This window comes from Brevundimonas sp. UBA5866 (assembly GCF_002432125.1).
Lineage (GTDB): Bacteria > Pseudomonadota > Alphaproteobacteria > Caulobacterales > Caulobacteraceae > Brevundimonas.
The window spans coordinates 65,303-91,066 of the sequence record NZ_DJFS01000070.1 but is presented as its reverse complement, the minus strand read 5'-3'; the positions used below and the strand labels follow the sequence as shown (position 1 = coordinate 91,066).

The following is a 25,764-nucleotide window of genomic DNA, read 5'->3' as shown; positions in this document are numbered from 1 at the left end:
GCCCAGCGACTCACCCACAACGGCGCCCAGAGGAGAGCCCAATTGACTCGGGTGTTTCACGGGTTTTCCCCATAATCCACACACAGGCTTTCACCCTCATGGATTCATTCCGGCCATCGATAGGAAAACATCTTCCACCGGCGGGACAACGAAAAACTGTCCACGTCGTCCCCTGCCCAAATTCCAACTTCCAATTCTAATTTTTATAATTTCGATTTGAGATTGAGCTTGGGGCTTGGGGAACGTTAAAGCCTTTGGTCATGAGCACCCCTCTTATGATCCAGGCTCTTCAGGGCCAGACGACTACCCGTCCTCCCGTATGGTTCATGCGTCAGGCAGGCCGTCACCTGCCGGAGTACCGCGAGCTGCGGGCCAAGGCGCCGGATTTCATTTCCTTCTGCCTGAATCCGGAAATGGCCGCCGAAGCGACGCTTCAGCCGATGCGCCGTTACGGTTTCGATGCGGCCATAATCTTTGCGGACATTCTGCTGATCCCGGGTGCGCTGGGCCAGAAGGTCTGGTTCGAGGCAGGCGAGGGGCCGCGTCTGGGCGTCCTGCCGTCGGTCGAGGAGATGTCGGAGAAGGCTCCCTTCGCCGGAGAGGCCCTTAAGGCGGTCGGTGAGAGCCTTTCCTTGGTCCGCGCACAGTTGGACCCGTCAAAGACCTTGATTGGCTTTGCAGGGGCTCCCTGGACCGTTGCGACCTATATGCTCGACGGCGAGGCCCGCACCATCGGTAAGGGTGAGCGCGCTGCCGCCCGCGCCTATGCCTATGCCGACCCGCAAAAGGTCGATGCCGTCCTCGACGCCCTGATCGAAAGCACCGCGCATTATCTGAAGATGCAGCAGGATGCAGGCGCCATGGTGCTCAAGATTTTCGAGAGCTGGGCCGAAGGTCTTCCGGACAATCTCTTCGAAAGCCTCGTTCTTCGCCCGCACCAGAAACTGGTGGCCCGTGCGCGTGAACTGGGGGTGACGGTGCCGATCATGGGCTTCCCGCGCGGCTCGGCGGCGATTGCCGAACGCTATGCCCGTGAATGCGACGTGGATGCCGTGGCGCTGGATACCGCCTGTCCGCTGGAAGTCGGCAAGCGCGTGCAGCAGATCAAGCCGATCCAGGGCGCGCTGGACCCGATGCTGCTGCGCGTCGGGGGCGAGCAATTGGATCGCCGTGTCGATCAACTTATGGAAGCGTGGGGGCAGGGGCCGTGGGTGTTCAACCTGGGTCACGGCATCACGCCAGACGTGCCGATCGCGCATGTCGAGCAGGTTCTGAAGCGTATTGGAGCGCAATAAGCCCATGTCGGTCACACCACTGAAATCGGGGCCGGGCCGCCGCATCGCGGTGGTGCTGGCCAATCTGGGCGGGCCGGACGGTCCGGACAGCGTCAAACCCTTTCTGTTCAACCTGTTCAACGATCCGGCCATCATCGGCCTGCCGGGGATTTTCCGCACGCCGCTGGCCAAGCTGATCTCCAGCCGCCGCGAGAAGCCGGCGCAGGAAAACTATGCGCTGATGGGGGGAGGCTCTCCGCTTTTGCCCGAAACGCGCAAACAGGCCGAGGCGCTGGAAGCCCGTCTGAACGCGACCCTGCCGGATGACGAGACACGCGTTTTCATCGCCATGCGCTACTGGCACCCGTTTACGGACGAAACGGCGCGGGCGGTCGAGGCTTTCCGGCCGGATGAGGTGGTCTTCCTGCCCCTCTATCCGCAGTATTCGACCACGACGACGGCCTCTTCGCTGAAGCTGTGGCGCAATACCTACAAGGGATCCGGACGTCAGCACACGGTCTGCTGCTATCCGCAGTCTCAGGGCTTTGTGGAGGCACAGGCCCGCATGATCCGCGAGACGATGGCACGGGCCGAAGGCAAGCCCGTGCGCGTGCTGTTCTCCGCCCACGGTATCCCGTCGAAACTGGTCGAAAAGGGCGATCCCTATCAGGCGCAGGTCGAGGCGACGGTTGCGGCGGTGGTCGCCAAGCTGGGCCTGACCGACTGGGCGATCTGCTACCAGTCCAAGGTCGGGCCTCTGGAATGGTTGGGTCCGGCGACGCCCGATGCCATCAAACAGGCGGCAGCCGATCGTGTTGGCGCATTGGTCGTGCCGATCGCCTTTGTGTCCGAACACATCGAGACGCTGGTCGAACTGGACATCGAGTATGGCGAACTGGCGCATGAAGTGGGCTGTGCGCCCTATCTGCGCGCGCCTGCCGTGGGGGCCGATGCCGATTTCATCGCGGCCCTCGCGCAGGAAACCCTGACAATATTGGGCGGACAGACCTCGCGTTGTGGTAATGGCAGTTGCGCGTGCGACGACCGTTTTGCCAATCCGGTCCGACCGACAACAGCGACCGAGGTCGCATGAACCGCTTTTGGGGATGCCTGAATGAACGCCTATGACGTGGCTCGTGGCCTGCACATCATCGCTGTGATCGCCTGGATGAGCGGTATCCTCTACCTGCCGCGCCTGTACGCCTATGACGCGGAGCAAAATGCCAAGGCCGAGCCGCTGCGTTCGGAAATGCAGGCTCTGTTGCGTACGTGGCAGGCGCGTCTGCTGCGGATCATCATCAATCCGGCCATGATCCTGTCGCTGGTCTTCGGCATCAGCCTGTTCTGGTTCCGCTCGGGGCAGGGGGCCGACTTCTCGTTCGCGCATCAGCCGTGGATGTTGGTGAAGCTGCTGGGCGTGTTCGCGCTTCTGGGCTGGCACGGTTTTCTGGCCGCCAGCCGCAAGAAGATTGCCAACGGCACCTCGACCCGTACGGGCAAGTTCTGGCGTATGACGAACGAAATCCCGTTCCTGATCGCGATTGTCATGGTCCTGGCCGTAACGATGGAGTGGGGTGCCTAATACGTTTTGGTGCCTTGACCGGTAAGGGCGATCCGTGTTTTCGCTGGTTTGAACCGTGGGGTCAGCGACAGCACGGTGCCTCTCTTTTCGACAGCCCCTGATCGTTCGGCGAACGGGAACCGGCTGTTATTCCCTTTACGGCTCCGGCCGACACAATTTGCGAGATGAGCCAACCGTGCGCCTGAAGAGGTGTGCGGCTGAGCATATGAGCCTGCATTATGACCGATACGCCTGAAAACGAAGTCGTTGAAAACGCTGCTGAAAATCAGGGAGTGCGCCCGCGTCGCACCCTGACCCTCGGTGGTGTGAAGGCCGCGCCCGCAGAGGCCGAGGCCCCGACCGAAACCGAGGAAGTCGTGCAGAACGACTATACGGGCGTCGACACCACGGCCGAGGAAGATGACGAGGACGGCGAGCCGCAAGGCCCGAACGGCCGCATCACCTTGCAGGAACTGAACGAAAAGACGCCGGAAGAACTGGTTGCCTTTGCCGAAGGCCTGGACATCGAGAACGCCGGCAACCTGCGCAAGCAGGACCTGCTGTTCGCCATCCTGAAGACCCTTGCCGACGAAGAAGTCGAGATCATCGCCTCGGGCGTGCTGGAAATCCTGCCGGACGGTTTTGGCTTCCTGCGTAGCCCCGACGCCAACTACCTGCCGGGTCCGGACGACATCTATGTCTCGCCGTCGCAGATCCGCCGCTTCGGCCTGCGCTCGGGCGATACCGTCCACGGTGCCGTTCGCGGCCCGCGCGAGGGTGAGCGTTACTTCGCCCTGCTCAAGGTCGACACGATCAATTTCGAAGACCCCGAAACGGTCAAGACCAAGGTCCTCTTCGACAACCTGACGCCGCTCTATCCGGAAGAGCGTCTGCACATGGAAATCCAGGACCCGACGCTGAAAGACCGCTCGGGTCGTGTGATCGACATCGTCGCACCGCTGGGCAAGGGCCAGCGCTGCCTGATCGTGGCACCGCCGCGAGTCGGTAAGACGGTCATGCTGCAGAACATCGCCAAGTCGATCGAGAAGAACCATCCGGAAGTCTTCCTGATCGTCCTGCTGATCGACGAACGCCCCGAAGAAGTGACCGACATGCAGCGCACCGTGAAGGGCGAGGTTGTGGCCTCGACCTTCGACGAGCCGGCATCGCGTCACGTTGCCGTGGCTGAAATGGTGATCGAAAAGGCCAAGCGTCTGGTCGAGCACAAGAAGGACGTCGTGATCCTGCTGGACTCGATCACCCGTCTGGGCCGTGCTTACAACGCCACCGTGCCGTCGTCGGGCAAGGTTCTGACCGGTGGTGTGGACGCCAACGCCCTGCAGCGTCCGAAGCGCTTCTTCGGTGCCGCCCGTAACGTGGAGCAGGGTGGTTCGCTGACCATCATCGCCACCGCTCTGATCGACACCGGCTCCCGCATGGACGAGGTGATCTTCGAAGAGTTCAAGGGCACCGGTAACTCGGAAATCGTTCTGGAACGCAAGGTTGCCGACAAGCGCATCTTCCCGGCCATCGACGTGCTCAAGTCGGGTACCCGCAAGGAAGACCTCATCACGCCGAAGGACCAGCTGGCCAAGACCTATGTCCTGCGTCGCATCCTCAACCCGATGGGCCCGCAGGATGCGATCGAGTTCCTGCTCGACAAGCTGCGCCAGTCGAAGAACAACTCCGATTTCTTCCAGTCGATGAATACCTAAACACCAAGCTTGGCCATACTTGCCATACCGGTGTTTCACGTGAAACATGAGGAGCGCATCGGATGAAGATCAACGTAGAAGTCGAGTGCACCCCGCAGGAGGCACGCGCCTTCCTCGGTCTTCCCGATGTCGCGCCTCTGAACGACCAACTGGTCGCAGAAATGCAAAAGCGCATGGCCGAGAACATCACGGCCATGCAGCCCGAAGAGCTTATGAAATCATGGGCTAATTTCGGGGTTCAGGCGCAGGACCAGTTCCGCCGCCTGATGGAAGCAGCCGTCTCTGGCGGCACCACCAAGGGCTGATCTCCCGATCATGACTGACACCATTTTCGCCCTGGCGACCCCTCCCGGTCGCGGGGCCGTTGCCATTATCCGTATCTCCGGTCCGGACACCGCAGACATACTGAGGGCAATAGGGGCGGGCACGGTAAAGCCACGCTTGGCCAGCGTACGGAACCTGCGTCATGACGGGCGGCTGATCGATCAGGCTCTGGTGCTCTATTTCGTTGGCCCCAACTCCTATACGGGAGAGGACACCGCTGAACTCCACCTGCACGGGGGCAGGGCGGTGATCGAAGCGGCCAGTCAGTCGCTGATCGATCTGGGCGTGCGTCCGGCCGAGCCAGGCGAGTTCACCCGCCGCGCCTTCCAGAATGGCCGGATGGACTTGGCGCAGGCCGAGGCTGTCGCCGACCTTATCGACGCCGAAACCGATGCCCAGAAGGCGCAGGCTCTGGGGCAGCTCGACGGTGCGTTGTCTCAAACCTATGCCGGTTTCCGCGCCGACCTGCTGAAAGCCATGAGCTTGGTGGAAGCCGAAATCGACTTCCCCGACGAGGAAGTGCCCGAGAATCTGGCCCGTACGGCAGGTCCTGTGTTGGACAAGCTGATCGCGGATCTTCAGGCCGCATTGGCGGATTCCGACCGTGGTCGCCGCGTGCGCGAGGGGTATCGCATCGTCCTGCTGGGCGAAACGAATGCGGGCAAGTCGTCGCTGTTCAATATCCTGACCGCGCGCGAGGCTGCGATTGTCACACCCATTGCCGGCACCACGCGCGATGTTCTGGACGCCGATATCATGATCGGTGGCTATGCCGTGACCCTGTCGGACACGGCGGGTCTGCGCGACAGCGATGATCCGGTGGAAGCCGAGGGCATCCGCCGTGCACGGGCGCGGGCGGAAAATGCAGACCTTCGGATCTGGGTGCGGTCTCCGACGACCGAGGGAGACGATCCGGCAAAGGACTATATCCAGCCGTCCGATCTGCAGCTGTTAAACAAGGCCGACATTGGCGCGATCGAACCCGTGCCGTCGATCGAAGCCCTGTCGATCAGTACCGTCTCGGGGCAGGGTATCGATGAACTGCATCGCTGGCTGTCGGCGCGACTGGCGCGTGATCTGTCGGGGGCCGACTTCCCCGCGGTGACCCGCGAGCGCCACCGTCGGCGACTGGTCGAGGCACTTGATGCCACCCGCATGGCCCGCCGCGCACTTGATGTAGCACCTGAAATGGCGGGCGATGATCTGCGACGTTCCAGTGATGCCCTATCCCGTGTGACCGGAGCCATCGGCGTCGAAGACATTTTGGGCGAGGTTTTCTCGTCCTTCTGCATCGGCAAATAGCCGTTTCACGTGAAACTTTAAGTGAGGTGTCGAGGTGGAGATTTCCGCCCCGATGCACTATGTGACCACGCATGACCTCTACCCCGGATTACAGTTTTGACGTCGTTGTGATCGGCGGTGGCCACGCAGGCTGCGAAGCCGCGACCGCTGCCGCGCGCGTGGGTGCCAACACCCTGCTGCTGAGCCAGAAGCTCGAAACCATTGGCGAGATGAGCTGCAATCCGGCCATCGGCGGTTTGGGTAAGGGACATCTGGTGCGCGAGATAGACGCGCTGGATGGTGTCATGGGGCGTTTGGCCGACAAGTCCGGCATCCAGTTCCGCCTGCTCAACCGCTCTAAAGGCGCAGCGGTGCAGGGGCCGCGCAGCCAGATCGACCGCAAGCTGTACCGTTTGGCCATGCAGGCCGAACTGGCCGATTACCCGAACCTGACGCTGATGGGATCGACGGCTGAAAGCCTGATCCTTGATGGCGACCGCGTCGTCGGCGTGGTGACGGGCGAGGGCAAGACTATCAGGGCAGGGGCCGTTGTCCTCACGACGGGCACCTTCCTCAATGGCGTGATCCATCGTGGTGACCTGCGTATTCCGGCGGGCCGTTATGGCGATGATCCGTCCATCGGACTGGCGGCTAGCCTGCATTCTGCTGACCTGATGATGGGCCGTCTCAAGACCGGCACGCCCGCACGTCTGGATGGCCGCACCATCGCGTGGGACCGTTTGGAAAAACAGGAAGCCGACGCCGATCCGGTGCCGTTCTCCTTCCTGACCGACAAGATCGATGTGCCCCAGATCGCCTGCGGCGTGACGCATACGACCGAGGAAACCCACCGGATCATCGCCGAAAACCTAGGCGAGAGCGCGGTTTACGGTGGCCGCCTGTCCGGTCGCGGGCCGCGCTACTGCCCGTCCATCGAGGACAAGGTCGTCCGCTTCGCCGACAAGACCAGCCATCAGGTCTTCCTTGAACCCGAAGGTCTGGATGATCCGACCGTCTATCCGAACGGAATTTCGACTTCGGTTTCCGATGCGACCCAGATGGCCTTCCTGCGTACCATGCCGGGGCTGGAGAATGTCGAAGTGTTCCGCTTCGGCTATGCCATCGAATACGACTATGTCGATCCGCGCGAACTGACTCCGGCGCTCGAGGTCAAGAAGCGTCCGGGCCTCTATCTGGCGGGTCAGATCAATGGCACGACCGGCTATGAAGAGGCGGGTGCCCAAGGCCTGATGGCGGGCATGAATGCCGCACGGGCTGTGGCGGGCAAGAACCCGATCATCTTCGGTCGCGATCAGGGCTATATTGGCGTGATGATCGATGACCTCGTCACGCGCGGGGTCACCGAACCCTACCGTATGTTTACGAGTCGCGCCGAATACCGCCTGACGCTGCGCGCCGACAATGCCGATGTGCGCCTGACGCAGCTTGGTATCGATGCAGGTGTTGTTGGCACCGAGCGTGCAAAAGTATGGCTGGACAAGGCAGACTGGTTATACTCGGCGAACCGTGTTTCACGTGAAACACAGTTTACGCCCAAGGAAGCCGCCGCCCTTGGCATCAACGTCAATGCCGATGGCCAGCGCCGTTCTATCCGCGATCTTCTGTCCTTCCCCGGTGTGACGCTGGATCATTTCCTCAGTGTGAAGCCTGAAATCGCTGACTGGTCGAAGTCCGTCCGTGAACAGGTCGAAATCGACGCCATTTATGCGGGCTATCTTGATCGTCAGGCTCAGGATGCCGAGGCGCTGCGGCGCGAGGAGGGGATGGCCCTGCCGACGGACCTCGACTATTCGGCCATCGGCGCGCTGTCGAACGAAGTCCGTGAAAAGCTGTCCATGGTTCGCCCGCAAACGCTGGGGCAAGCCGGCCGTATCGAGGGCATGACACCGGGTGCGCTGACCGCACTTCTCGCCCACGTGAAAAAATCCCGCGCCGTTGCCGCGGATGCCGCCACCATCGTCGCCTGAAACGCGGAAAAGAGTTCCATGGACGCTATCGCCCAATTCCGCGCCAATGCCGGTGCGACCGACGCCCAGATCGCCGATCTGACGACCTTCCTCGGCATGTTGACCGAGGCTAATGAGGTGATGAACCTCGTTGGTCCGGACACCATTCCTGACTTCTGGAACCGCCATGCGTGGGACAGCGCCCAGCTGCTGTCTCTGGCACCCGAGGCCCGCACTTGGGCCGATCTAGGGGCAGGGGCGGGCTTTCCCGGTGTCGTGCTGGCCATCATGATGAAGGGTGTCGAAGGCGGCCATGTCTGGCTGATCGACAGCCTCGGTAAACGCTGCCGCTTCCTGCAGACCGTCGTTGATGCGCTGGATCTGCCCGCTACGGTCATCAATGGCCGTGCCGAGGAACAGCAGGTGAAGGTGGACATCGTGACCGCCCGCGCCGTCGCACCGATGGAAAAATTACTCGGTTATGCACAGCCCTACTTCCAACGTGGTGCAAAAGGTCTGTTCCTGAAGGGCGAGAAGGCCGAAGCTGAGTTGAAACAGGCAGCCACTGTCTGGCATTTTGACTCTGAGCTCTCGGTTTCGCGCAGCGATGCGCGTGGCCGCATCGTTTCAGTGGGGAGTTTGCGTCGTGTCCGATAAACCGAAGACGACCCGCGTCCTTGCGGTTTCCAATCAGAAAGGCGGCGTGGGTAAAACCACGACGGCGATCAACCTCGGCACCGCGCTGGCCGCGATTGGCGAGAAGGTTCTGATCGTGGACATGGACCCGCAGGGCAATGCCTCGACGGGTCTGGGCGTGCCACGTGAAACGCGCAAGGTCACGATCTACGACGTCATCGTCGACGGTCACTCCATCGATGAAACCGCCGTCCAGACGGCCGTTCCGGGCCTCTATATCGTCACGGCCGATCCGGACATGTCCGGTGTCGAGATCGAGCTGAGCCAAGCCGACCGCCGTTCCTACCGCCTGCGCGACGCTCTGGAAGCGCAGGGGGCCAATGGCGAGCGCGCCTTTGACTATGTGCTGATCGACTGCCCGCCGTCGCTGAATCTGCTGACGCTGAACGCCATGGCCGCCGCCGACGCTGTGCTGGTGCCGCTGCAGTGCGAATTTTTCGCCCTTGAGGGTCTGACCCAGCTGATGCGCACCATCGACATGGTGAAGCAGAACCTCAATCCGTCGCTGGAAATCCAGGGGCTGGTGTTGACCATGTATGACCGCCGCAACGCCCTGTCGGGTCAGGTGGCCGCGGATGTGCGTGCCCATTTTGGCGAAAAGGTCTATGAAAGCGTGATCCCGCGCAATGTGCGGGTGTCCGAAGCGCCGTCATACGGCAAGCCCGCGCTGATCTATGATCTGAAATGCGCCGGCAGTCAGGCTTATCTGAAGTTGGCGCGCGAAGTGGTCGCGCGCGAGCGTCAACGCCGTGAAGTCCTCGCGGCTTAAGTAAAAACAATAGCGGAATCCGTATCTTGTCTGAACGTCAACGCGGTCTGGGACGGGGGCTTTCGGCCCTTCTGGGAGAAAACGCACAGGAAGCTGTGGCCGTTGATGGTGCCGCCGTGGCTCCCGCTGGCGTGCAGCGGGTTCCGATCGAGAACTTGAAACCCAACCCCGATCAGCCGCGTAAGGTCTTCAAAAAGGAAGATCTGGACGAACTGACGGCCTCGATCCGCGACAAGGGCGTGCTGCTGCCCATTCTGGTCCGCAGCCAGCCGGGCGAGCCGGGCGTCTATCAGATCATCGCCGGTGAACGCCGCTGGCGCGCGGCACAGGCGGCCCGTGTCACCCAGGTGCCGGTCGTTGTCCGTGAAATGGACGACGTCGAGGTGCTGGAAGTCGGCATTATCGAAAACGTCCAGCGGGCCGACCTGAACCCGATGGAAGAGGCGAACGCCTACGCCCAGCTGATGGAAAAATTCGGCCGCACGCAGGATGCCGTGGCCGGTGTGGTGGGCAAGAGCCGCTCGCACGTCGCCAACACCTTGCGCCTGCTGCAACTGCCGCCGGAAGTGCGCGATCATGTGGTGCATGGCCGTCTGACCGCCGGTCACGCCCGCGCCCTGATCACAGCGCCGAACCCGCAGGAACTGGCCGAAGAGATCATTTCCAAGGGCCTGAATGTCCGCCAGACCGAAATGCTGGCCCGCAAGTCGGCAGAAGGTCCCAAGCCGTCCAAGCCCAAGGCAGCGGTCAATCAGGAAGGCGCGGCGGACATCGCGGCACTGGAACAGGACCTGTCGGATGCGCTCGGCCTCAAGGTCGTGCTGGTGGACAAGGGTGGTAAGGGTATGATTACCCTGAACTATTCTACCCTTGAGCAGTTGGATGATCTCTGCCGCCGCCTGATGCGCGGCTGATCCGGATCACACAATAGACCAAGCGACGGGCCTTTCGGGGCCCGTTGTGCTATGGGCAGGGTATGACCGAACAATCCCCCAAACCTACTCAGGCCGAAACCATGCGCCGCGCTTTGGCCGCCAAGAAGGCAGCAAAGGCCAAAAGTCAGGGCGTAGGCGGTGGCCTGGATGCCAAGTCATTGGAAAAACAGCTGCAACGCGAAGCTGCCGCGATGAACAAGCCTGCCTTCCGCTGGATGTCACACCGCGGTTAAAGGCCCATCCGGCGCGCGCGGGCTGCGATTTCCAGCAAAAGACGCTCGGCAATCAAATGCTCTGGCATGCCGGTTGTTTTTGTCGCAACATCGGCTGTGTTGACGCTGTTCAGCACTTCATCAAGCACTTCCAGACGCCAGCTACGCGCCTGTCGCAGCATTTCCGCTTCCTGTTTCCAGAATACGCCAGCAGCCTTGGCGGCTTCTTTCGCGCCTTGGCCATTTGCCTGCAAGATATTGATACGGCGTAGTTTTCCGAGGTGTATGGAAACCATCCGCACGGCCATGACGGCACTTTCGCCCTCGGCCAGAGCGCGACGTAGGCCGGCCTGTGCAGGACCGGCCCGGCCGCCGAAAGCCTGAAGCGCAGCATCGGACAGCGAGGCATCGGGTTCGACCCCCAGATGCTTTTCAAGCTCTTCCAGGTCGATGGTGCGACCCGATCCGGGACCGATATAGAGGATCAGGCGCTCGATTTCCTGACGCATCAGTCCACGCTCACGCGGCAGGCGGGCGACAAAGCGGTCCAAAGCGTCGGAATTCAGCCCGACCTTGTCCGCGGACAGGGCCTCACGCGTCATACGGGCGACGTCACCGACCTCGTCCTCGTAACAGGCGATAGCAGCAGCGCCTGACGCCTTTTCGGCAGCCTTGCGAAGGGCAGACTCGCGGCCAAGCGCGCCCGCTTCGACCACCAAAAGGGCGTCGGGGTTGTATTGCCCCTCTGCGTGGGCCGTCAGGGCCGCGGCGACGGCCTTATCGACACTGGCCTTGGGATCACCGAGACGGACCCGCACCAGACGCCTGTCGCCCAGCATGGAAAGCGCCGTCAGGGCTTCCTCCAGCTTGATGGGATCGGCGTCGATATCCGCATCCGTCAGCGATGTGACGTTGAACGGATCATTCAGATCGGTCGTGACGGTCTTGCAAAGGGCGACGGCACGTTCCTGCACGCCCGACCGGTCTTTGCCGTGGATCAGGGCGGCCCGGATATGGCTATCGGGGCTTTTTAAGAAGCGTTCGATTTCAGGGCGTTTTGAAAGGATCACGCGGAAATCCCCGTGCGATCACCTGCGACCCAGAACACGCATCAAATCCATACGCAGCAGACGCGCCATATCGGCGGCTGCGCGGTCTTCACCGTCCTGCTGGGCTGCAATGGCGGCATAGGGCTGATCGGCAGAGGCATAGGTCGTCGTGGTCGTGCGCTGGCCCTGGATCGGCTCCCCACCGGCCAAAGGAATGAGTGTCCATTTGGCTTTCAGCGTCAGCTGATAACGCGTGGCGGTGTCATCGATCCGGCGACCCAGCGGCAGACGCGACTGCTCCACCTCGGTTTCCAGACGGTACTGCGGGGGCAGGGAGGCATTGCGCCCGAACGCATCCTCCAACTGCTCGCGCAGGCGATAACCCAGTCGATCATCCGGCGTTTTAAAGGCCACACGCGACAGGCTTGTACCGACGGCACCTTCCCCCATCTGGCCATACAACGGGGTAAACCCGCACGCAGAGACCAGTACAGCCGCAGCAGCAAGCGCAGACAGGGGAAGGATGCGTTTCATCAGTTGGCCACCAGGTTCACAATGCGATCCGGCACCACAATCACCTTGCGGACCGTCAGGTTGTTGGCCTCAAGGTAGGCCTTAACCGTCGGATTGGCGAGGGCTGCGGCCTCGACATCGGCTTGGTCGGCACCGCGCGGCATTTGAACTTCGCCGCGACGCTTGCCGCCGATCTGGACCGGCATGGTCACCTGGTCGTCAGCCGCCAGCTTGGCGTCATAGACCGGCCATTCGGCTTCCAGAACCATGCCGTCCATACCCAGACGCGTCCAGCCTTCTTCGGCCAGGTGCGGGGTGAACGGCGCCACCAGACGGGCCAGAGCCGACAGGGCAAGCTTGCGGGCTTCGCCACCAGCCTTGGCGTGGTCCTTCAGCACACCAAGGAAGGCGTACAGCTTGGCGATGGCCGAGTTGAAGCGGAAGCTTTCAATGCCTTCGCTGACGGCCTTGATGGCCTTGTGCGTTTCGCGGATCAGGCTGGCGTCCACGTCGGCGTTGGCTGGAGCCGAGGCGTCATAGGCGTCAAACTCGTTCCAGACTCGCTGGACGAAGCGCGAGGCCCCCTCGACACCGCCGGTCGACCACTGCACGTCACGTTCTGGCGGGCTGTCCGACAGGACAAACAGACGGCCCGCATCGACGCCATAGGTCTCGATGATGTCGACGGGGGCGACGACATTCTTCTTCGACTTCGACATCTTCTCGACTTCGCCGATGCTGATTTCAGCACCCGTCGAGAGACGGCGGGCGATGCGCTTGCCGTCAACGTGTTCAATCTGGACGTCGGTGGGCTCGACCCATTTGGGCTTACCGCTCGGCTCGTGGCCGTCGAAATAGGTCTCGTGGACCACCATGCCCTGGGTGAACAGACCCGCGAACGGCTCCTTCACATCCATCAGACCGGCGTCCGACAGGGCGCGGGTGATGAAACGGGCATAGAGCAGGTGAAGCACGGCGTGTTCGATGCCGCCGATGTACTGATCCACTGGAAGCCAGCGCGAAGCGGCGGCCTTGTTGATCGGGGTCGAGGCCTTCGGATCGGTAAAGCGGGCGAAATACCAGCTGGAGTCCACGAAGGTGTCCAGCGTGTCCGTCTCACGGCGGGCAGGCTTGGAGCAGGTCGGGCAGTTGACGTGCTTCCACGTCGGGTGGCGGTCCAGCGGGTTGCCCGGCACATCAAAGGTGACGTCCTTGGGCAGTTCGACAGGAAGTTGGTCGGCCGGCACCGGAACGACGCCGCAGTCCTCGCAGTGGATGACCGGAATCGGGCAGCCCCAATAGCGCTGACGGCTGACGCCCCAGTCGCGCAGGCGATAGTTTATAGTAGCTTTACCTATGCCATGATCTTCAGCATACGAAATAAATATTTTGATGGCATCATCAATCTTGATTGGATAATCAAAGTTGGTCGAATTCAAAATTTTAAATGCGCGAGGATCCAAGTATTCGCAAGGCTCATTACCTTTATAGGTAAAAGGCTCTTTTTTGAAGTCAAGATAAAGAGATGCTTCTTCGTATTCGAATGGGCCCTCTATAACTATATTTTCTTCCTGAAGGTATGTAGTTCCGGCAGGGTAAAGCTGAGGGATAATAGGAAGATCGTATTTCTGAGCAAATTCAAAGTCTCGCTCATCGTGAGCAGGGCAGGCGAAGACAGCACCTGTACCATAATCGGATCGAACAAAGTTGGCGATCCAGACAGGTACCTCTTCTCCTGTGAACGGATTGATGGCCTTCAGGCCAGTGTCCCGTCCGATCTTCTCGGCTTGTTCAATCTCGGCCTGTGAGGCGCCGCCCTTGCGGCATTCGGCCACGAATTTGGCGACCTCCGGGTCGGCTTCGGCCAGCATGTTGGAAATCGCGTGATCTGGGGCTAAGCCCAAAAAAGAGGCACCAAAAATAGTGTCCGGACGGGTGGTGTAGAGCTCTACGCCGTCCTCGAAGCCCGCCGGAGCGGTACCCGCAAAGGCCCACTTCATCTGCAGGCCCTTGGAGCGGCCGATCCAGTTTTCCTGCATCAGGCGGACCTTGTCCGGCCAGCGGCCTTCCAGTTCCTTCAGGCCGTCGATCAGGTCATCGGCATAGTCGGTGATGCGGATGAACCATTGAGTTAGCTTGCGCTTTTCGACCAGAGCGCCCGAACGCCAGCCACGGCCGTCGATGACTTGCTCGTTGGCCAGAACGGTATTGTCGACCGGATCCCAGTTGACCGTGCCTTCCTTGCGGTAGACGAGGCCGCGCTTCATCAGCTCCAGAAACCACGCCTGCTGCTGGCCATAATATTCCGGATCGCAGGTGGCGAACTCACGCGACCAGTCCAGCGACAGGCCCAGCAGTTTCAGCTGCGAGCGCATGTTGTCGATGTTGGAATAGGTCCAGTCGCCCGGATGCACGCCGCGCTCCATGGCGGCGTTTTCCGCGGGCATACCAAAGGCATCCCAGCCCATCGGGTGAAGTACGTCGAACCCCTGCGCGCGCTTCCAGCGGGCGATGACGTCGCCCATCACATAGTTGCGGGCGTGGCCCATGTGGATGTTGCCCGACGGATAGGGGAACATCTCCAGGACGTAGTATTTCGGACGACCGGTGTCCTCGTTGGACACGGAGAATACGTCGGCCTCGGCCCAGCGGGCCTGTTGGCGGGGTTCGGTTACTTTGGGCTCGTAGCGGACCACGGCTAATCCTAAGCGTCGCCTCAGGCGGGAAGCGTGAGGCGGGCCTGAGGTCTAGCGGTTAAACGTAGAAAGAAAGGTAGCGCAGCCCTTAACGGGCTGCGTTGGCGAGGTTGAGTTGGCGGGCCTTGGTCAGGATCGCGTTCTCGAGATCGGTTTCGGTCTGGGCCGCGACAGGGGCCGAAACCCACTGACCGGCAGCGTCCTGTACTTCCTTGGTGACAGCAACGTTCAGCGCATCGGCGCGCAGACGGCGGTCCAGAATGAATACGGTCGCCTTGAAGCGCTCGTTCGGGGCCTGCGGATTGGTGTACCAGTCATAGTTGACGACACCGCCCCAAGGGTCAGCCGAAGCCAGAGGCATGAAAGACAGGGTATCAAGGGTCGCGCGCCACAGATAGGCGTTCACGCCGATACCGAGGCGGTCTTCCATCGAAGCCACCTTTTCGGTCTTCTTACCGACGAACGGCAGGCTGGAGCAGCCGCTTACGAGCAGGCCAGTAGCGACCAGGGCGATAGCAGCGCCACGAACTAGAGCCATTCCAAGATCTCCAAAAAGGTCTCGACGTAAAAGGCGTACAGAGTTCTCAGCCAAATCGCTGGATCACCAGACACCGGAATGTCGCTCTATAACACGCTGAAAAGGGGATATGACAAGCGTAGGGATGCTGTGGATGATTATATATCTCAATAGCGGGTGGAACGGCGGCTTGTGACGGGCCGACCAAGCTTTGCCTTATGGGCGGCGGTGTAAATTCGTGACGCGAGAGACACAGGTCTCGACGGAGTCGCATTTGGAACGCGCCAAGTGCAACGGCATGGGTTCGCAGCCGTTGACCACGCGAACCAGCGGTGTCTAATCGCAGGATCAGTCCCCTGTGGACAGATTGATGGCCCTCCAAATGGCGGGCGTTGGATGGATTTGGGTTTGATGCGCATCGGCGTAGCAGGTCTGGCGATTGTAGGCGCACTGGCACTGGCCAGCGTGTCTACCGATGCGCTTGCCCAGGCACGCGGATCGCAGGTCGGCCTGTCCCAGGCGGCAACCGCTGCCCCTTCCAGTGCCGAACGTTCGAACCTCCAGCAGTCGCGTCGCGGCCTGCGTTGGAACGAGAACGGCCGCTGGGGCCTGAACCTCAATCTGAACCAGCCGGTAGGCCGTGGTACCGATTGGGGTGACGTGGAAGCCGGCGCCTTCTATCGCCTGAACCCGCGCCTGCGTGTGGGGGCCGCTGCGAATCTGGCCACCCGCGATGCCGATCCGGCCCGCGTTGAAGACAGCGACCGCCGCAGCCAGCCGCGCGTCCGTCTGGAAACCATTTTCAAATTCTGATCAGCCGCCAAAGGCTTTCTGGATAGCGTCCACGCCGGCGATGCCGCATGCCTTGGTGTCCAGAAGCCACCCGGCGTTTGCGGAACTGATGCCACCCAGCGCATAGGCGGGGCAGGGCAGGCTTTCGATCACTTCGTTGGCCTTCCACAATCCCAGGTCGGGCTTGCTTGCGGAAGCACCGCCCGCCGGAAACACAGGCGAGACGACGGCGGCATCCAGTCCTCTCAATGTTCGGTCCCCCAAGTGCCGGTGTAAGGCACCGGTGATGATCCATGACGGGTTGGCCATGCGGATGGCCTCAGCGCGGGACAGATCGATTTCAGGCAGGTGTACGCCGTCGGCGGCGATGTCGCGGGCAAGCCCTTCATCCTTGCCGACCAGCAGCAGAACATCGGCCAGATCGCATTCGGCCCTGAGGCGCAGTCCGCCCTCGCGGGCGTCCGGACGGGAAAAGGCCCGATAGACGACGCCGGCCCCCGCGGGCAGGTGCGGAACGATCCGCCACGGCGCCGGCGTACGTTCGGGATCGGTAAAGAACAGCAGAGGCGGCAGTTTGCGCGCGCGCGGGCTGACTTCGGCACTGCGACGCGCTAGTTCCAATGCGGTTTGCCACAGGATGTCTGCATCCTTGGAGAGAGTCATGAGCGCCATTGATCCTGCTGCTGTCGCAACGACCATTGTCGGGAATTTCGATCAGGTCCGCCAGCATATCCGTCAGGTCTGCGAGGCCGTGGGTCGCGATCCGGCATCGGTGACCCTGACAGCGGTCAGCAAGACCCAGACCGAAGAGGCTCTGGCGGGGGCGCTGGCTGCGGGGCAGGTTGTGTTTGGCGAGAACCGCGTCCAGGAGGCCTATAGTCATTGGGCGCATCGACGCGATGGATTGGAACTGCGCCTTATCGGCCCGCTCCAGACCAACAAGGTCGAGGATGCCGTCCGCCTGTTCGATGTGATCGAAACGCTGGACCGTGAAAAGTTGGCGCGGGCACTGTCGGTGGCAGCTGAAAAACACGGTCGCGAGGTGCGCGTTCTGGTGCAGGTCAATACCGGTGCGGAGCCCCAGAAAGCCGGTGTGCTGCCTGATGGTGCCGACGCGCTTATTGCATTGGCGCGTGACACCTATGGTCTGAAGGTCGAGGGGGTGATGTGTATTCCGCCCTTTGATCAAGATCCGGGCCCGCACTTTGCGCTTTTGAAAAGTATAGCCGACCGCAATAGCTTGGCTGTGATCTCAATGGGTATGAGCGGCGACTACGAAGAGGCCATTCGTCAGGGTGCAACCCATGTCAGAGTCGGATCGGCACTGTTCGGAGCCAGAAAACCGGCGAAATCGGACTGATTATGGCCGAATAGCGCGGTGTGCCTCTTGGCTTACGCCCTTTGGGTCGCCATTGTCTAAATATGCCGACGCCCAAGACGATCCTGATCATCGATGACGACGACGATCTGCGCGAAGCCCTCGCAGAGCAGCTCGCGCTTCATGAAGAGTTCCGCCCGGTTCAGGTCGCTAATGCGACTGACGGAGTCAAACAGGCCCGCGAAGCGCGCGCTGATTTGATCCTGCTGGATGTTGACCTTCCGGACATGGATGGCCGCGAGGCTTGCCGGCTGATCCGCAAGGCGGGCGTCTTGACGCCGGTCATTATGCTGACGGGCCAGTCGTCGGATTCCGACGCCATTCTCGGACTGGATTCCGGTGCCAATGACTATGTGACCAAACCTTTCCGGTTTGCTGTCCTTCTGGCCCGTATCCGCGCCCATCTGCGAAGCCACGAACAGTCCGAGGATGCGGTCTTCCAGATCGGTCCTTACGAGTTCCGTCCGGCTTCCAAGATCATGGTGGACGCCAGCGGCAAGAAGGTTCGCCTGACCGAGAAAGAGACCAATATTCTCAAATATCTCTACCGCGCAGGCAGCAAGCCTGTGTCGCGTGAAGAGCTGTTGACCGAGGTGTGGGGCTATAATGCGGGGGTCACCACCCATACGCTGGAAACCCACATCTATCGCCTGCGCCAGAAAATCGAAGCCGAACCGGGCCAGGCCCGCCTTCTGCTGACGGATGCGGGCGGATATCGCCTCCAGCCCTGACCGGCGCACACCGATAAAGAAAAGCCCGCTGGGATTTCCAGGCGGGCTTTTTTATCGACCTATCCCAAACGGGGCATTTTCAGGCGACGTTTGTTGGCGTGGGTTTCGGGCGCGGTGCCCAGTTGTTCGGGGACTTCGCCCTTGAAGTAATAGCGCTGCCACGCCTCCTTCACGGCATCGGGCTCGAAATTGGCCAGGCGCTGGTTGAAGTCCGTGCGGGCGCGGTTCCACGCTTCGAACTGACCCTTCATGGCGGGATTGGAATCTAGCGTACGGATCACCGGCTCGATGGTTTCGACCTTGCGGTGCTCGATCGGCAGGATGAAGCAGAACGGCTCGCCCTTTGCGAATTTCACACGTCCCGGACGCGTGAACAGCCAGTTCATCGTGAAGGGGAAGGGAAGCCAGTCGGTTTCGATCAAACCTTCCAGAGGCTGGATGCCGTCCTTCATATGATTGGGCGACCCCTTGGCAATCAGGCCCCAGCCCGGCGGCGTGCGGAACAGATATTGGGGGTGCATGGTCAAAACCCCGCGCGAGAAGTGCGAGGTGACGAAATGCTCCATGTTCTCGACAGGATGGTCGGGCTTGATCGTGATGTCGCTCTGCGCCGGACCACCGTTCCACTCGGCCGTAAATCCGAACGGGCAAAGGATTTCCCATCCGGTGGTATTGGCCATGTTCAGCGGCAGGCACCGATAGGGGTGGCGAGACGCAAAAGCATCCATCCAATTGCGCGACTGACGCCCCGGCACCAGATCGCACGGGCGGGCGCTCATCGGATAGCATTCCAGTTCCAAGTCTCGGCTCCACAGGCTATCGGTAGATCTCTGCCTTCTCCCCTAACGTTGCCGGGTACTTACAGACAAGCGCAATGACAGACGCAGCCGTCGCTTTATCAGAAGATTTCACGCCGCCGTTCGATCGCCACGCCCTGATGTCCTATCTGGCCGGGCAGGGCATCGACTGCGTCACGCACGAACATCCGGCGGTCTTCCGCGTCGAGGAAGGCTTGGACCTGAAGGCCGGTATGCCCGGCACCCATACCAAGAACCTCTTTCTGAAAGACAAGAAGGGACGGCTGTGGCTGATCTCGGCAGCGCAGGACACGGTTATCGACCTGAAGCGCGCACACAAGGTCATCGGTTCTGACCGCCTGTCATTTGGCAACGAGACCCTGCTCTGGCGTCATCTGGGGGTACGACCGGGATCGGTAACGGCGCTGGGTCTGGTCAATGACCCGCAACAGGACGTCACATTCATATTGGATGCCCGTTTGTGGGACGCTGACATCGTCAACTTCCACCCGCTGGAGAATACGGCCACAACCGGATTGGACCAGACCGCTTTTCGGTCCTTCCTCAAGGCCTTGGGACGTGCGCCATTTGTGGTCGATTTCGACCGCATGGAACGCATCGTCTGACACCTTGGCCTTGAGTTTGGCCACTATCAGAACCATCTGATGGGCAGACCCTTCAATCTGTTTCGCGCTTGGGAGCCGAAATTCATGACCTTCGCCGACCCGTCCAATCCTCCTCCCGCCGACCTGATCAAGGACGGCACGGACGCCAGTTTTATTCAGGACGTGGTCGAGGCCTCCAAGACCCAGCCCGTTATCGTTGATTTCTGGGCGACGTGGTGTGGACCGTGCCGCACCCTCGGACCGCTGCTGGAAAAGAACGTGCGTGCCGCTGGTGGCAAGGTGAAGATGGTCAAGATCGATGTTGACGCGAACCCGGCCTATGCAGGCCAGCTGCGCGTCCAGTCGATCCCGACGGTCTATGCCTTTGTGAACGGCCAGCCGGTAGACGGTTTCCAGGGGGCGATCCCGGAAAGCCAGATCAAGGCCTTTATCGATCGTCTGACCGGGGGGGGCGCGGCCAACACCGACATCGAACAGCTTCTGTCCCAAGGCGAAGAGTCTCTGGGCCTGAACGATATCGGCGGTGCCGCCCAGGCCTTTGCCCAGGTGATGACCCTGGATCCGGCCAATGAAAAGGCGATTGCCGGTCTTGCTCTGGTCTATCTGGCAGACGGTGATGCCGAACAGGCGGCCCAGACGATTGCGATGGCACCGGCAGATTCCAAGGACCCGTCGGTTCAGGCTGTTCGCGCCAAACTGGCCCTGGCCTCCAAATCGACCGGACCTGCGGCGGAAATCGAAGCCCGCGTCCAGGCCAATCCGACCGACCATCAGGCGCGTTTCGAGTTGGCTCAGGCCCTGGCTGCGGCGGGTGACTTCAAAGGTTCGGTGGATCAGTTGCTGAGCATTATCGAAGCCGACCGCGAGTGGAACGACCAGGCCGCGCGTAAAGAGCTTCTGACGGTGTTCGAGGCGGCGGGCACGATGAGTGATGTTTCAAAGGACGGGCGCCGTCGCCTGTCTGCCCTTCTGTTCGGTTAGGATTGATTGAGATGGCTCAGGGTTATGTAAGATCGTCGGACCTGCCGCAGGTCATTCCGGTCTTTCCTCTGCCCGGAGCCACCATGCTGCCGCGCGGTCAGTTGCCGCTCAATATTTTCGAGCCCCGCTATCTCAATATGGTCGATGATGCGATGGCGGGTGACCGGATGATCGGCATGATCCAGACCGTGGGCCCGACGGGAGAGCGTCCACCGCTGATGCGTGTGGGATGCGCGGGACGGATCACCAGTTTCGCTGAAACATCGGATGGCCGTTATCTCATCACTCTGACGGGGATCGCGCGTTTCCGCATTGCGACCGAGCTTCAGGTCAAGACGCCCTATCGGCAGGTCAGGGCGGATTTCAGTCCCTATGCCCACGATCTGGACGGGCCGGACCCCTTCGAGAGTTTTGACCGCGACAGTTTTCTCGGGGTGCTGGCCCCGTATCTGGGCAGTCGCGGATTGGACATTGACTGGGATACCGCGCGCGCGGCACCGGCCGAGGCCCTGATCAACAGTCTGTCGATGGGACTGCCATTCGAGCCCGCAGAGAAACAGGCGCTCGTCGAAGCCAGCAGCCTGCGGGACCGTTGTGAGGCCCTGACGGCATTGCTGCACATCGACAGCGCAGGCACCGCCTCGGACGAAGATATTCCTCCGCGTGTGCAGTAGTGGCTCGATATGGCCTGTTTCATGTTTTGTGCGGGAAGGATAGAACCTGCCTATGAGCGATGATTTCAACACCCCCGTCACTGTGGACCCGCGTCTTCTGGAAGTGCTGATCTGTCCGGTCACGCGTGGGCGCCTGACCTATGATCGCGAGCGTAACGAGTTGATTTCCCAAGGGGCCAAACTCGCCTTCCCGATCCGCGAGGGCGTGCCGATCATGCTGGTCGAGGATGCACGCAGCTTAGAAGACTAAGGCTGCGTGATTTTTAGTTTCGCACAAAGGGCCGCCAGCTTTGCTGGCGGCCCTTTTGCGGTGGCGCGAAGCGCCCTTACTTAAAGCTTCTCGCCTCGTAAGAGGCGAGGAAGGTCGCCGGTGGCGCCGCCGGCTTCGTGCATGAAGGCGCGTCGCATGGGGCCGATGCGGTTGACCACGGCCATACCCAGATCGCGGGCGTGGCGCAGGGGGCCGAAGTCGTTGGAGAACAGGCGCACGAAACCGTCGAAACCGGCGGCCAGAACGGCATTGTCGAAGCGGCGCCAGCGGGCATAGCGCTCCAGTACCAGTTCCGAGCCGATATCTTCGCCCAGACGAAGGGCGTCGGTCAGCACCTCGGCCAAGGCGGCGGCATCCTTCAGGCCCATGTTCAGACCCTGTCCCGCGACGGGGTGAACCCCGTGGGCCGCATCGCCCAGAATGGCCGTGCGCGGCGCGATCAGGTTCTCGGCCAATTGCAGGCTGAGCGGATAGACAAAGCGGGGGCCGACCACTTCGACACTGTCCAGGAACTCGCCAAAGCGGCGGTAAAGATGGGCCTGGAAAGCTTCGTCCGAGCAGGTTTTCAGTGCATCGGCGCGGCGGGTGCTTTCGGTCCACACAAGAGAGGCGCGCTGCTCGGTCAGTGGCAGGATGGCGAACGGACCGTCCGGCAGGAAATATTCGTGTGCGACATTGCCGTGGTCTTTGCCCAGTTTGACCGTGCAGACCACGCCTGACTGGCCGTATTTCCAGCCGAGGGTGTCGATCTTGGCCTCGCGGCGAACGGTGGAGCCACGACCCTCGGCACCCACTACCAGTGGCGCTTGGAGCGATCGGCCATCAACCAGGGTAACCTCGGCATGACCGGGGCCAACCGAGACCGATTTGACGGCGGCAGGAGCCATCACTTCGACGCCCGCCTTGGGCAGGGCCTCGGCCAAAGCCTGACGGATGCGGCGGTTTTCCAGCATATAGCCCAGTGGCTCGCCGCCGTTACGGTCACCGATCTCTTCGGCATCGAAGCGGATAAAGGCCGGGGAGGGCGGACGCGAGGACGCACTGGGACGCTGGCCGTCGGTCACCAGGATATGGTCCATGCGGCAGGCATGGGGTCGCAGGCTTTCCCCCAAGCCCAGCGCATCCAGCATGCGGAATGTGGAATAGGCGATGGCGGTGGACCGACCGTCAAATGTCGGTGCCAACTGGTTTTCGAAGGGTTGGGGGTCGACCACGACCGCTTTCAACCCGCCCTGTGCCGCAGCCAGCGCGAACGCAGCCCCGGCTAGACCTGCACCCGCAATGACGATGTCGTAATCAGAACCGCTCATAGGTCCTGTGTCGCCCTTTAGGGCGCAAAGGTCCAGAGGGCCGCACGAATGATGGTCAAAGAAGGTCACGAACGGCCGCTGGTAAATAGGCCGTTAACCCTGATCCGGCACAAGCAGAAGTTAGTTCTGTGCCGGAGGTGCGCCTCATGACTGCTGCCGTACTCGTCGAACGGGCTTGGACCACATTCCGCATTGTGTGGGGTGCGCCCTTTGCTGTGCGTGTACGCGGTGTGGCGCAGGCCGTTATCGCGGCGCTCGTTCTTGTCGCTATGGCGTCCTGGAATGCCGCCGATCCCAGCTGGAATACGGCCTCGACCCAGCCGGTGAGGAACTGGTTGGGCGGCGGCGGTGCCGTTCTGTCGGATATTTTGATGCAGTCGCTTGGCATCGGGGCGTGGATCGCGGTCCTGCTGGTCGGTGCCTTTGGGGTCGGCGTGGCGCTGGGTGACTCTGTGCCGCACCGCCTGCATCCGACGCGACTGAAAACTTTTGCCGCGGTCATGGGCGTTCTGCTGGCCAGCGCGGGCCTGTCCGCGCTGGCAGAGCCCGCCGCATGGCCCTTGGCCAGCGGTCTGGGCGGTTTATGGGGCGATGGCATTATCGGCCTGACGACACGCGGCCTCAGTGCGCTGCATGTTCCCTATGCCAATATCATCCTTGGATCGCTTTATGGTCTCATGGGACTCTGGGCTCTGGGCTACACGGTGGGGCTGCGCACCCGCGATCTGACCGATACCGCAGGCTGGGCAGCCGAAAAGGGGGCCAGTGTCCGCGTTGCGCGTCCTGCCAAAGCCGCTGCGGGTAAACGGGCCAAGCGCGAAGAGGCGCGTCCGGCAAATGTACGCAAGCCACGTCACGTTCTGCCTGAACAGTTTGACGAGGATGAAGTCCATGCACCGGCTGTCTCTGCCGCCGCCGCAGCCGCTGCGGCCGCAGCACCGGGGATCAAGGCACCATTGTCGGCCCCCGAGCCGGGCATCGAAGACGAAGGCGATTTCGCCCCGCCGTGGGAGGAACCTGCTCCGGTAGCACCGCCTTCGGCCAAGCCCGCGCGCGGTTCAGACGAGCCCAAGGTCGCCGCGACCAAGGCACCGAAGCCCGCCATCGATATTGACCAGCAGACCTTCCGCTTCGAGCATGAAGGCGGGTTCGAACTGCCCTCGCTGGGCATTCTCGCCAAGCCGACCCAGCGTGGCGGCATGGTGGACGAGGCCTCGCTGAAAGCCAACGCCAAGATGTTGGAAGGCGTGCTGCAAGAGTTCGGCGTCCGTGGCTCGATCGACCAGATCCGTCCGGGGCCGGTGGTGACGCTTTATGAACTGGTGCCTGCGCCGGGCGTGAAGCACGGGCGCGTGGTGGCATTGGCGGATGATATCGCCCGCTCAATGTCGGCCCGCGCCTGCCGTATCTCGGTCGTTCAGGGCCGTAACGCCATCGGTATCGAACTGCCGAATGCCAAGCGTGAGACCGTCTTCCTGCGCGACCTGCTGGCATCCGGCGAATATGACAAGAAGAGCCACCTGTTGCCGCTGGCTCTGGGCGAAACCATCGGCGGCGAGCCCTATGTGGCCGACCTTGCCCGCATGCCCCACCTGCTGATCGCCGGTACGACGGGGTCGGGTAAGTCGGTGGGCGTCAATGCGATGATCCTGTCGATCCTGTATCGCCATTCGCCTGCCGAATGCCGCTTTATCATGATCGACCCGAAGATGCTGGAACTGTCCGTCTATGACGGTATCCCGCACCTGCTGGCGCCGGTGGTGACCGATCCCAAGAAGGCGGTGGTCGCACTGAAGTGGACCGTGCGCGAGATGGAGGACCGCTATCGCCGCATGTCCAAACTCGGCGTGCGTAACGTGGCCAGCTACAACGAACGCGCCCGTGAAGCCCAGGAAAAGGGCGAGCATTTCGAACGTACCGTCCAGACCGGCTTCGACGAACAGGGCCGTCCGGTTTACGAAAGCGAGAAGATCCGCCCTGAACCCATGCCCTATCTGGTCGTGGTGATGGACGAGATGGCCGACCTGATGTTGGTCGCGGGCAAGGAAGTGGAAGGCGCCGTCCAGCGTCTGGCCCAGATGGCCCGCGCCGCCGGTATCCACCTGATCATGGCCACCCAGCGCCCGTCGGTGGATGTCATTACCGGTACCATCAAGGCGAACTTCCCGACGCGTATCTCCTTCCAGGTGACGTCGAAGATCGACTCCCGCACCATCCTGGGCGAGCAGGGCGGCGAGCAGCTGCTGGGTCAGGGCGACATGCTCTACATGGCCGGTGGTGGTCGTATCACCCGCCTGCACGGCCCGTTCGTGGGCGATCAGGAAGTCGAGGAAGTCTGCAAACACCTGCGTGCGCAGGCCGAGCCGGAATATCTCGACCTCATTACCGACGAGCCGGATGGCGACGGCGATGGCGGCTATGGCGATGAAGGCGGCGGCGGTTCGGGCGATGACCTGTACGACCGCGCCGTGGCCATCGTCACCCGCGACCGCAAGGCCTCGACCTCCTACGTCCAGCGCCGCCTGCAGATCGGCTATAACCGCGCCGCGACCCTGATCGAGCGCATGGAACAGGAAGGCGTGGTCACGCCTGCCAACCATGCTGGCAAACGCGAGGTCCTCGCTGGACCGCCCCCCATCGTCTGACTTTGTCAGACAATAGGTTTTTTAGAGCGTGGCCGCTTTGCTGCCGCGCT

At 61.7% G+C, this 25,764-nt stretch carries 26 protein-coding genes; 19 read left to right on the top strand and 7 right to left on the bottom strand.

Translation table 11 applies throughout. The annotated features are described in order from the left end of the window. Positions 1-260 precede the first annotated feature (260 nt). The 11 genes from hemE to B3H86_RS08140 all read left to right on the top strand — a co-directional run bounded on the left by hemE (position 261) and on the right by B3H86_RS08140 (position 10,755). On the top strand, positions 261-1,295 hold the full coding sequence (gene hemE / locus B3H86_RS08190; protein ID WP_292052794.1) for a uroporphyrinogen decarboxylase: 1,035 nt from the start codon (positions 261-263) through the stop codon (positions 1,293-1,295). 4 nt (positions 1,296-1,299) lie between these two features. Continuing rightward, positions 1,300-2,367 carry a ferrochelatase gene (gene hemH / locus B3H86_RS08185; protein ID WP_312820754.1) on the top strand — a complete coding sequence of 356 codons (1,068 nt, stop codon included), beginning with the start codon at positions 1,300-1,302 and terminating at the stop codon, positions 2,365-2,367. Between the two features lie 21 nt (positions 2,368-2,388). Continuing rightward, positions 2,389-2,856 carry a CopD family protein gene (locus B3H86_RS08180; RefSeq protein ID WP_292052793.1) on the top strand — a complete coding sequence of 156 codons (468 nt, stop codon included), beginning with the start codon at positions 2,389-2,391 and terminating at the stop codon, positions 2,854-2,856. Positions 2,857-3,074: 218 nt separating this feature from the next. Next, entirely contained in the window at positions 3,075-4,550 is a 1,476-nt protein-coding gene (gene rho / locus B3H86_RS08175) for a transcription termination factor Rho (RefSeq protein WP_312820753.1), read from the top strand. A gap of 62 nt (positions 4,551-4,612) precedes the next feature. Next, positions 4,613-4,855 (top strand): DUF6489 family protein, encoded by a 243-nt coding sequence (locus B3H86_RS08170; protein WP_292052789.1) that lies wholly within the window; start codon positions 4,613-4,615, stop codon positions 4,853-4,855. A 10-nt stretch (positions 4,856-4,865) separates the two neighbouring features. Beyond that, complete coding sequence (gene mnmE, locus B3H86_RS08165) at positions 4,866-6,176, top strand: tRNA uridine-5-carboxymethylaminomethyl(34) synthesis GTPase MnmE (protein WP_292052787.1); 1,311 nt, start codon at positions 4,866-4,868, stop codon at positions 6,174-6,176. Between the two features lie 71 nt (positions 6,177-6,247). Next, positions 6,248-8,143, top strand: a complete 1,896-nt coding sequence (gene mnmG, locus B3H86_RS08160) for a tRNA uridine-5-carboxymethylaminomethyl(34) synthesis enzyme MnmG (RefSeq protein WP_292052786.1) — start codon at positions 6,248-6,250, stop codon at positions 8,141-8,143. An 18-nt stretch (positions 8,144-8,161) separates the two neighbouring features. Continuing rightward, the gene (gene rsmG, locus B3H86_RS08155) at positions 8,162-8,779 is read left to right on the top strand and encodes a 16S rRNA (guanine(527)-N(7))-methyltransferase RsmG (RefSeq protein WP_292052784.1); all 618 of its coding nucleotides are present in this window, start codon (positions 8,162-8,164) and stop codon (positions 8,777-8,779) included. Continuing rightward, positions 8,730-9,587, top strand: a complete 858-nt coding sequence (locus B3H86_RS08150; RefSeq protein ID WP_292052783.1) for a ParA family protein — start codon at positions 8,730-8,732, stop codon at positions 9,585-9,587. Before rsmG ends, B3H86_RS08150 begins: the two co-directional genes overlap by 50 nt. A 26-nt stretch (positions 9,588-9,613) precedes the next feature. Further along, entirely contained in the window at positions 9,614-10,501 is an 888-nt protein-coding gene (locus tag B3H86_RS08145) for a ParB/RepB/Spo0J family partition protein (protein ID WP_292052782.1), read from the top strand. 62 nt (positions 10,502-10,563) lie between these two features. Further along, positions 10,564-10,755 (top strand): hypothetical protein, encoded by a 192-nt coding sequence (locus tag B3H86_RS08140; RefSeq protein ID WP_292052781.1) that lies wholly within the window; start codon positions 10,564-10,566, stop codon positions 10,753-10,755. Here B3H86_RS08140 and holA read toward each other — a convergent pair. The 4 genes from holA to B3H86_RS08120 form a co-directional block, all read right to left on the bottom strand. Then, positions 10,752-11,804 (bottom strand): DNA polymerase III subunit delta, encoded by a 1,053-nt coding sequence (gene holA / locus B3H86_RS08135; RefSeq protein WP_292052779.1) that lies wholly within the window; start codon positions 11,802-11,804, stop codon positions 10,752-10,754. The genes B3H86_RS08140 and holA overlap by 4 nt on opposite strands. Positions 11,805-11,822: 18 nt before the next feature. Next, positions 11,823-12,317 (bottom strand): LPS assembly lipoprotein LptE, encoded by a 495-nt coding sequence (gene lptE, locus B3H86_RS08130; RefSeq protein ID WP_292052777.1) that lies wholly within the window; start codon positions 12,315-12,317, stop codon positions 11,823-11,825. After that, on the bottom strand, positions 12,317-14,992 hold the full coding sequence (gene leuS / locus B3H86_RS08125; protein WP_292052775.1) for a leucine--tRNA ligase: 2,676 nt from the start codon (positions 14,990-14,992) through the stop codon (positions 12,317-12,319). The genes lptE and leuS overlap by 1 nt, the downstream gene beginning before the upstream one ends. An 88-nt stretch (positions 14,993-15,080) precedes the next feature. After that, the gene (locus B3H86_RS08120; RefSeq protein WP_292052774.1) at positions 15,081-15,530 is read right to left on the bottom strand and encodes a DUF3576 domain-containing protein; all 450 of its coding nucleotides are present in this window, start codon (positions 15,528-15,530) and stop codon (positions 15,081-15,083) included. A gap of 375 nt (positions 15,531-15,905) precedes the next feature. Between B3H86_RS08120 and B3H86_RS08115 the strand changes: the two genes are divergently transcribed. Continuing rightward, positions 15,906-16,322, top strand: a complete 417-nt coding sequence (locus B3H86_RS08115; protein WP_292052772.1) for an NtrZ family periplasmic regulatory protein — start codon at positions 15,906-15,908, stop codon at positions 16,320-16,322. On the opposite strand, the gene B3H86_RS08110 is transcribed toward B3H86_RS08115, so the two are convergent. Then, positions 16,323-16,964, bottom strand: a complete 642-nt coding sequence (locus B3H86_RS08110; RefSeq protein ID WP_292052771.1) for a thiamine phosphate synthase — start codon at positions 16,962-16,964, stop codon at positions 16,323-16,325. On the opposite strand from B3H86_RS08110, the gene B3H86_RS08105 reads away from it, so the two are divergent. Together B3H86_RS08105 and B3H86_RS08100 are read left to right on the top strand one after the other, a co-directional pair. Then, positions 16,963-17,661: a YggS family pyridoxal phosphate-dependent enzyme gene (locus tag B3H86_RS08105; protein WP_292052770.1), complete on the top strand. Its 699-nt coding sequence runs from the start codon at positions 16,963-16,965 to the stop codon at positions 17,659-17,661. The two genes, B3H86_RS08110 and B3H86_RS08105, sit on opposite strands and share 2 nt — an antisense overlap. Positions 17,662-17,723: 62 nt before the next feature. Next, the gene (locus B3H86_RS08100) at positions 17,724-18,410 is read left to right on the top strand and encodes a response regulator transcription factor (protein WP_292052768.1); all 687 of its coding nucleotides are present in this window, start codon (positions 17,724-17,726) and stop codon (positions 18,408-18,410) included. Between the two features lie 59 nt (positions 18,411-18,469). On the opposite strand, the gene B3H86_RS08095 is transcribed toward B3H86_RS08100, so the two are convergent. Next, positions 18,470-19,210: a DUF6065 family protein gene (locus tag B3H86_RS08095; protein ID WP_292052767.1), complete on the bottom strand. Its 741-nt coding sequence runs from the start codon at positions 19,208-19,210 to the stop codon at positions 18,470-18,472. Between the two features lie 74 nt (positions 19,211-19,284). Here B3H86_RS08095 and B3H86_RS08090 point away from each other — a divergent pair, with 74 nt between their 5' ends. The 4 genes from B3H86_RS08090 to B3H86_RS08075 all read left to right on the top strand — a co-directional run bounded on the left by B3H86_RS08090 (position 19,285) and on the right by B3H86_RS08075 (position 21,738). Then, positions 19,285-19,833 (top strand): prolyl-tRNA synthetase associated domain-containing protein, encoded by a 549-nt coding sequence (locus B3H86_RS08090; protein ID WP_409450212.1) that lies wholly within the window; start codon positions 19,285-19,287, stop codon positions 19,831-19,833. Between the two features lie 84 nt (positions 19,834-19,917). Then, positions 19,918-20,814 carry a thioredoxin gene (gene trxA / locus B3H86_RS08085; protein ID WP_292052765.1) on the top strand — a complete coding sequence of 299 codons (897 nt, stop codon included), beginning with the start codon at positions 19,918-19,920 and terminating at the stop codon, positions 20,812-20,814. An 11-nt stretch (positions 20,815-20,825) separates the two neighbouring features. Then, positions 20,826-21,488 carry an LON peptidase substrate-binding domain-containing protein gene (locus tag B3H86_RS08080; RefSeq protein ID WP_292052763.1) on the top strand — a complete coding sequence of 221 codons (663 nt, stop codon included), beginning with the start codon at positions 20,826-20,828 and terminating at the stop codon, positions 21,486-21,488. A 52-nt stretch (positions 21,489-21,540) separates the two neighbouring features. Continuing rightward, on the top strand, positions 21,541-21,738 hold the full coding sequence (locus tag B3H86_RS08075; protein ID WP_292052762.1) for a Trm112 family protein: 198 nt from the start codon (positions 21,541-21,543) through the stop codon (positions 21,736-21,738). Positions 21,739-21,818: 80 nt separating this feature from the next. Here the strand turns inward: B3H86_RS08075 and B3H86_RS08070 are convergent, their stop codons facing one another. Continuing rightward, positions 21,819-23,069, bottom strand: coding sequence for a UbiH/UbiF/VisC/COQ6 family ubiquinone biosynthesis hydroxylase (locus tag B3H86_RS08070; protein ID WP_292052761.1), 1,251 nt, complete (start codon positions 23,067-23,069; stop codon positions 21,819-21,821). A gap of 146 nt (positions 23,070-23,215) precedes the next feature. Between B3H86_RS08070 and B3H86_RS08065 the strand changes: the two genes are divergently transcribed. After that, positions 23,216-25,714 carry a DNA translocase FtsK gene (locus tag B3H86_RS08065; RefSeq protein WP_292052759.1) on the top strand — a complete coding sequence of 833 codons (2,499 nt, stop codon included), beginning with the start codon at positions 23,216-23,218 and terminating at the stop codon, positions 25,712-25,714. Positions 25,715-25,764: the final 50 nt, after the last annotated feature.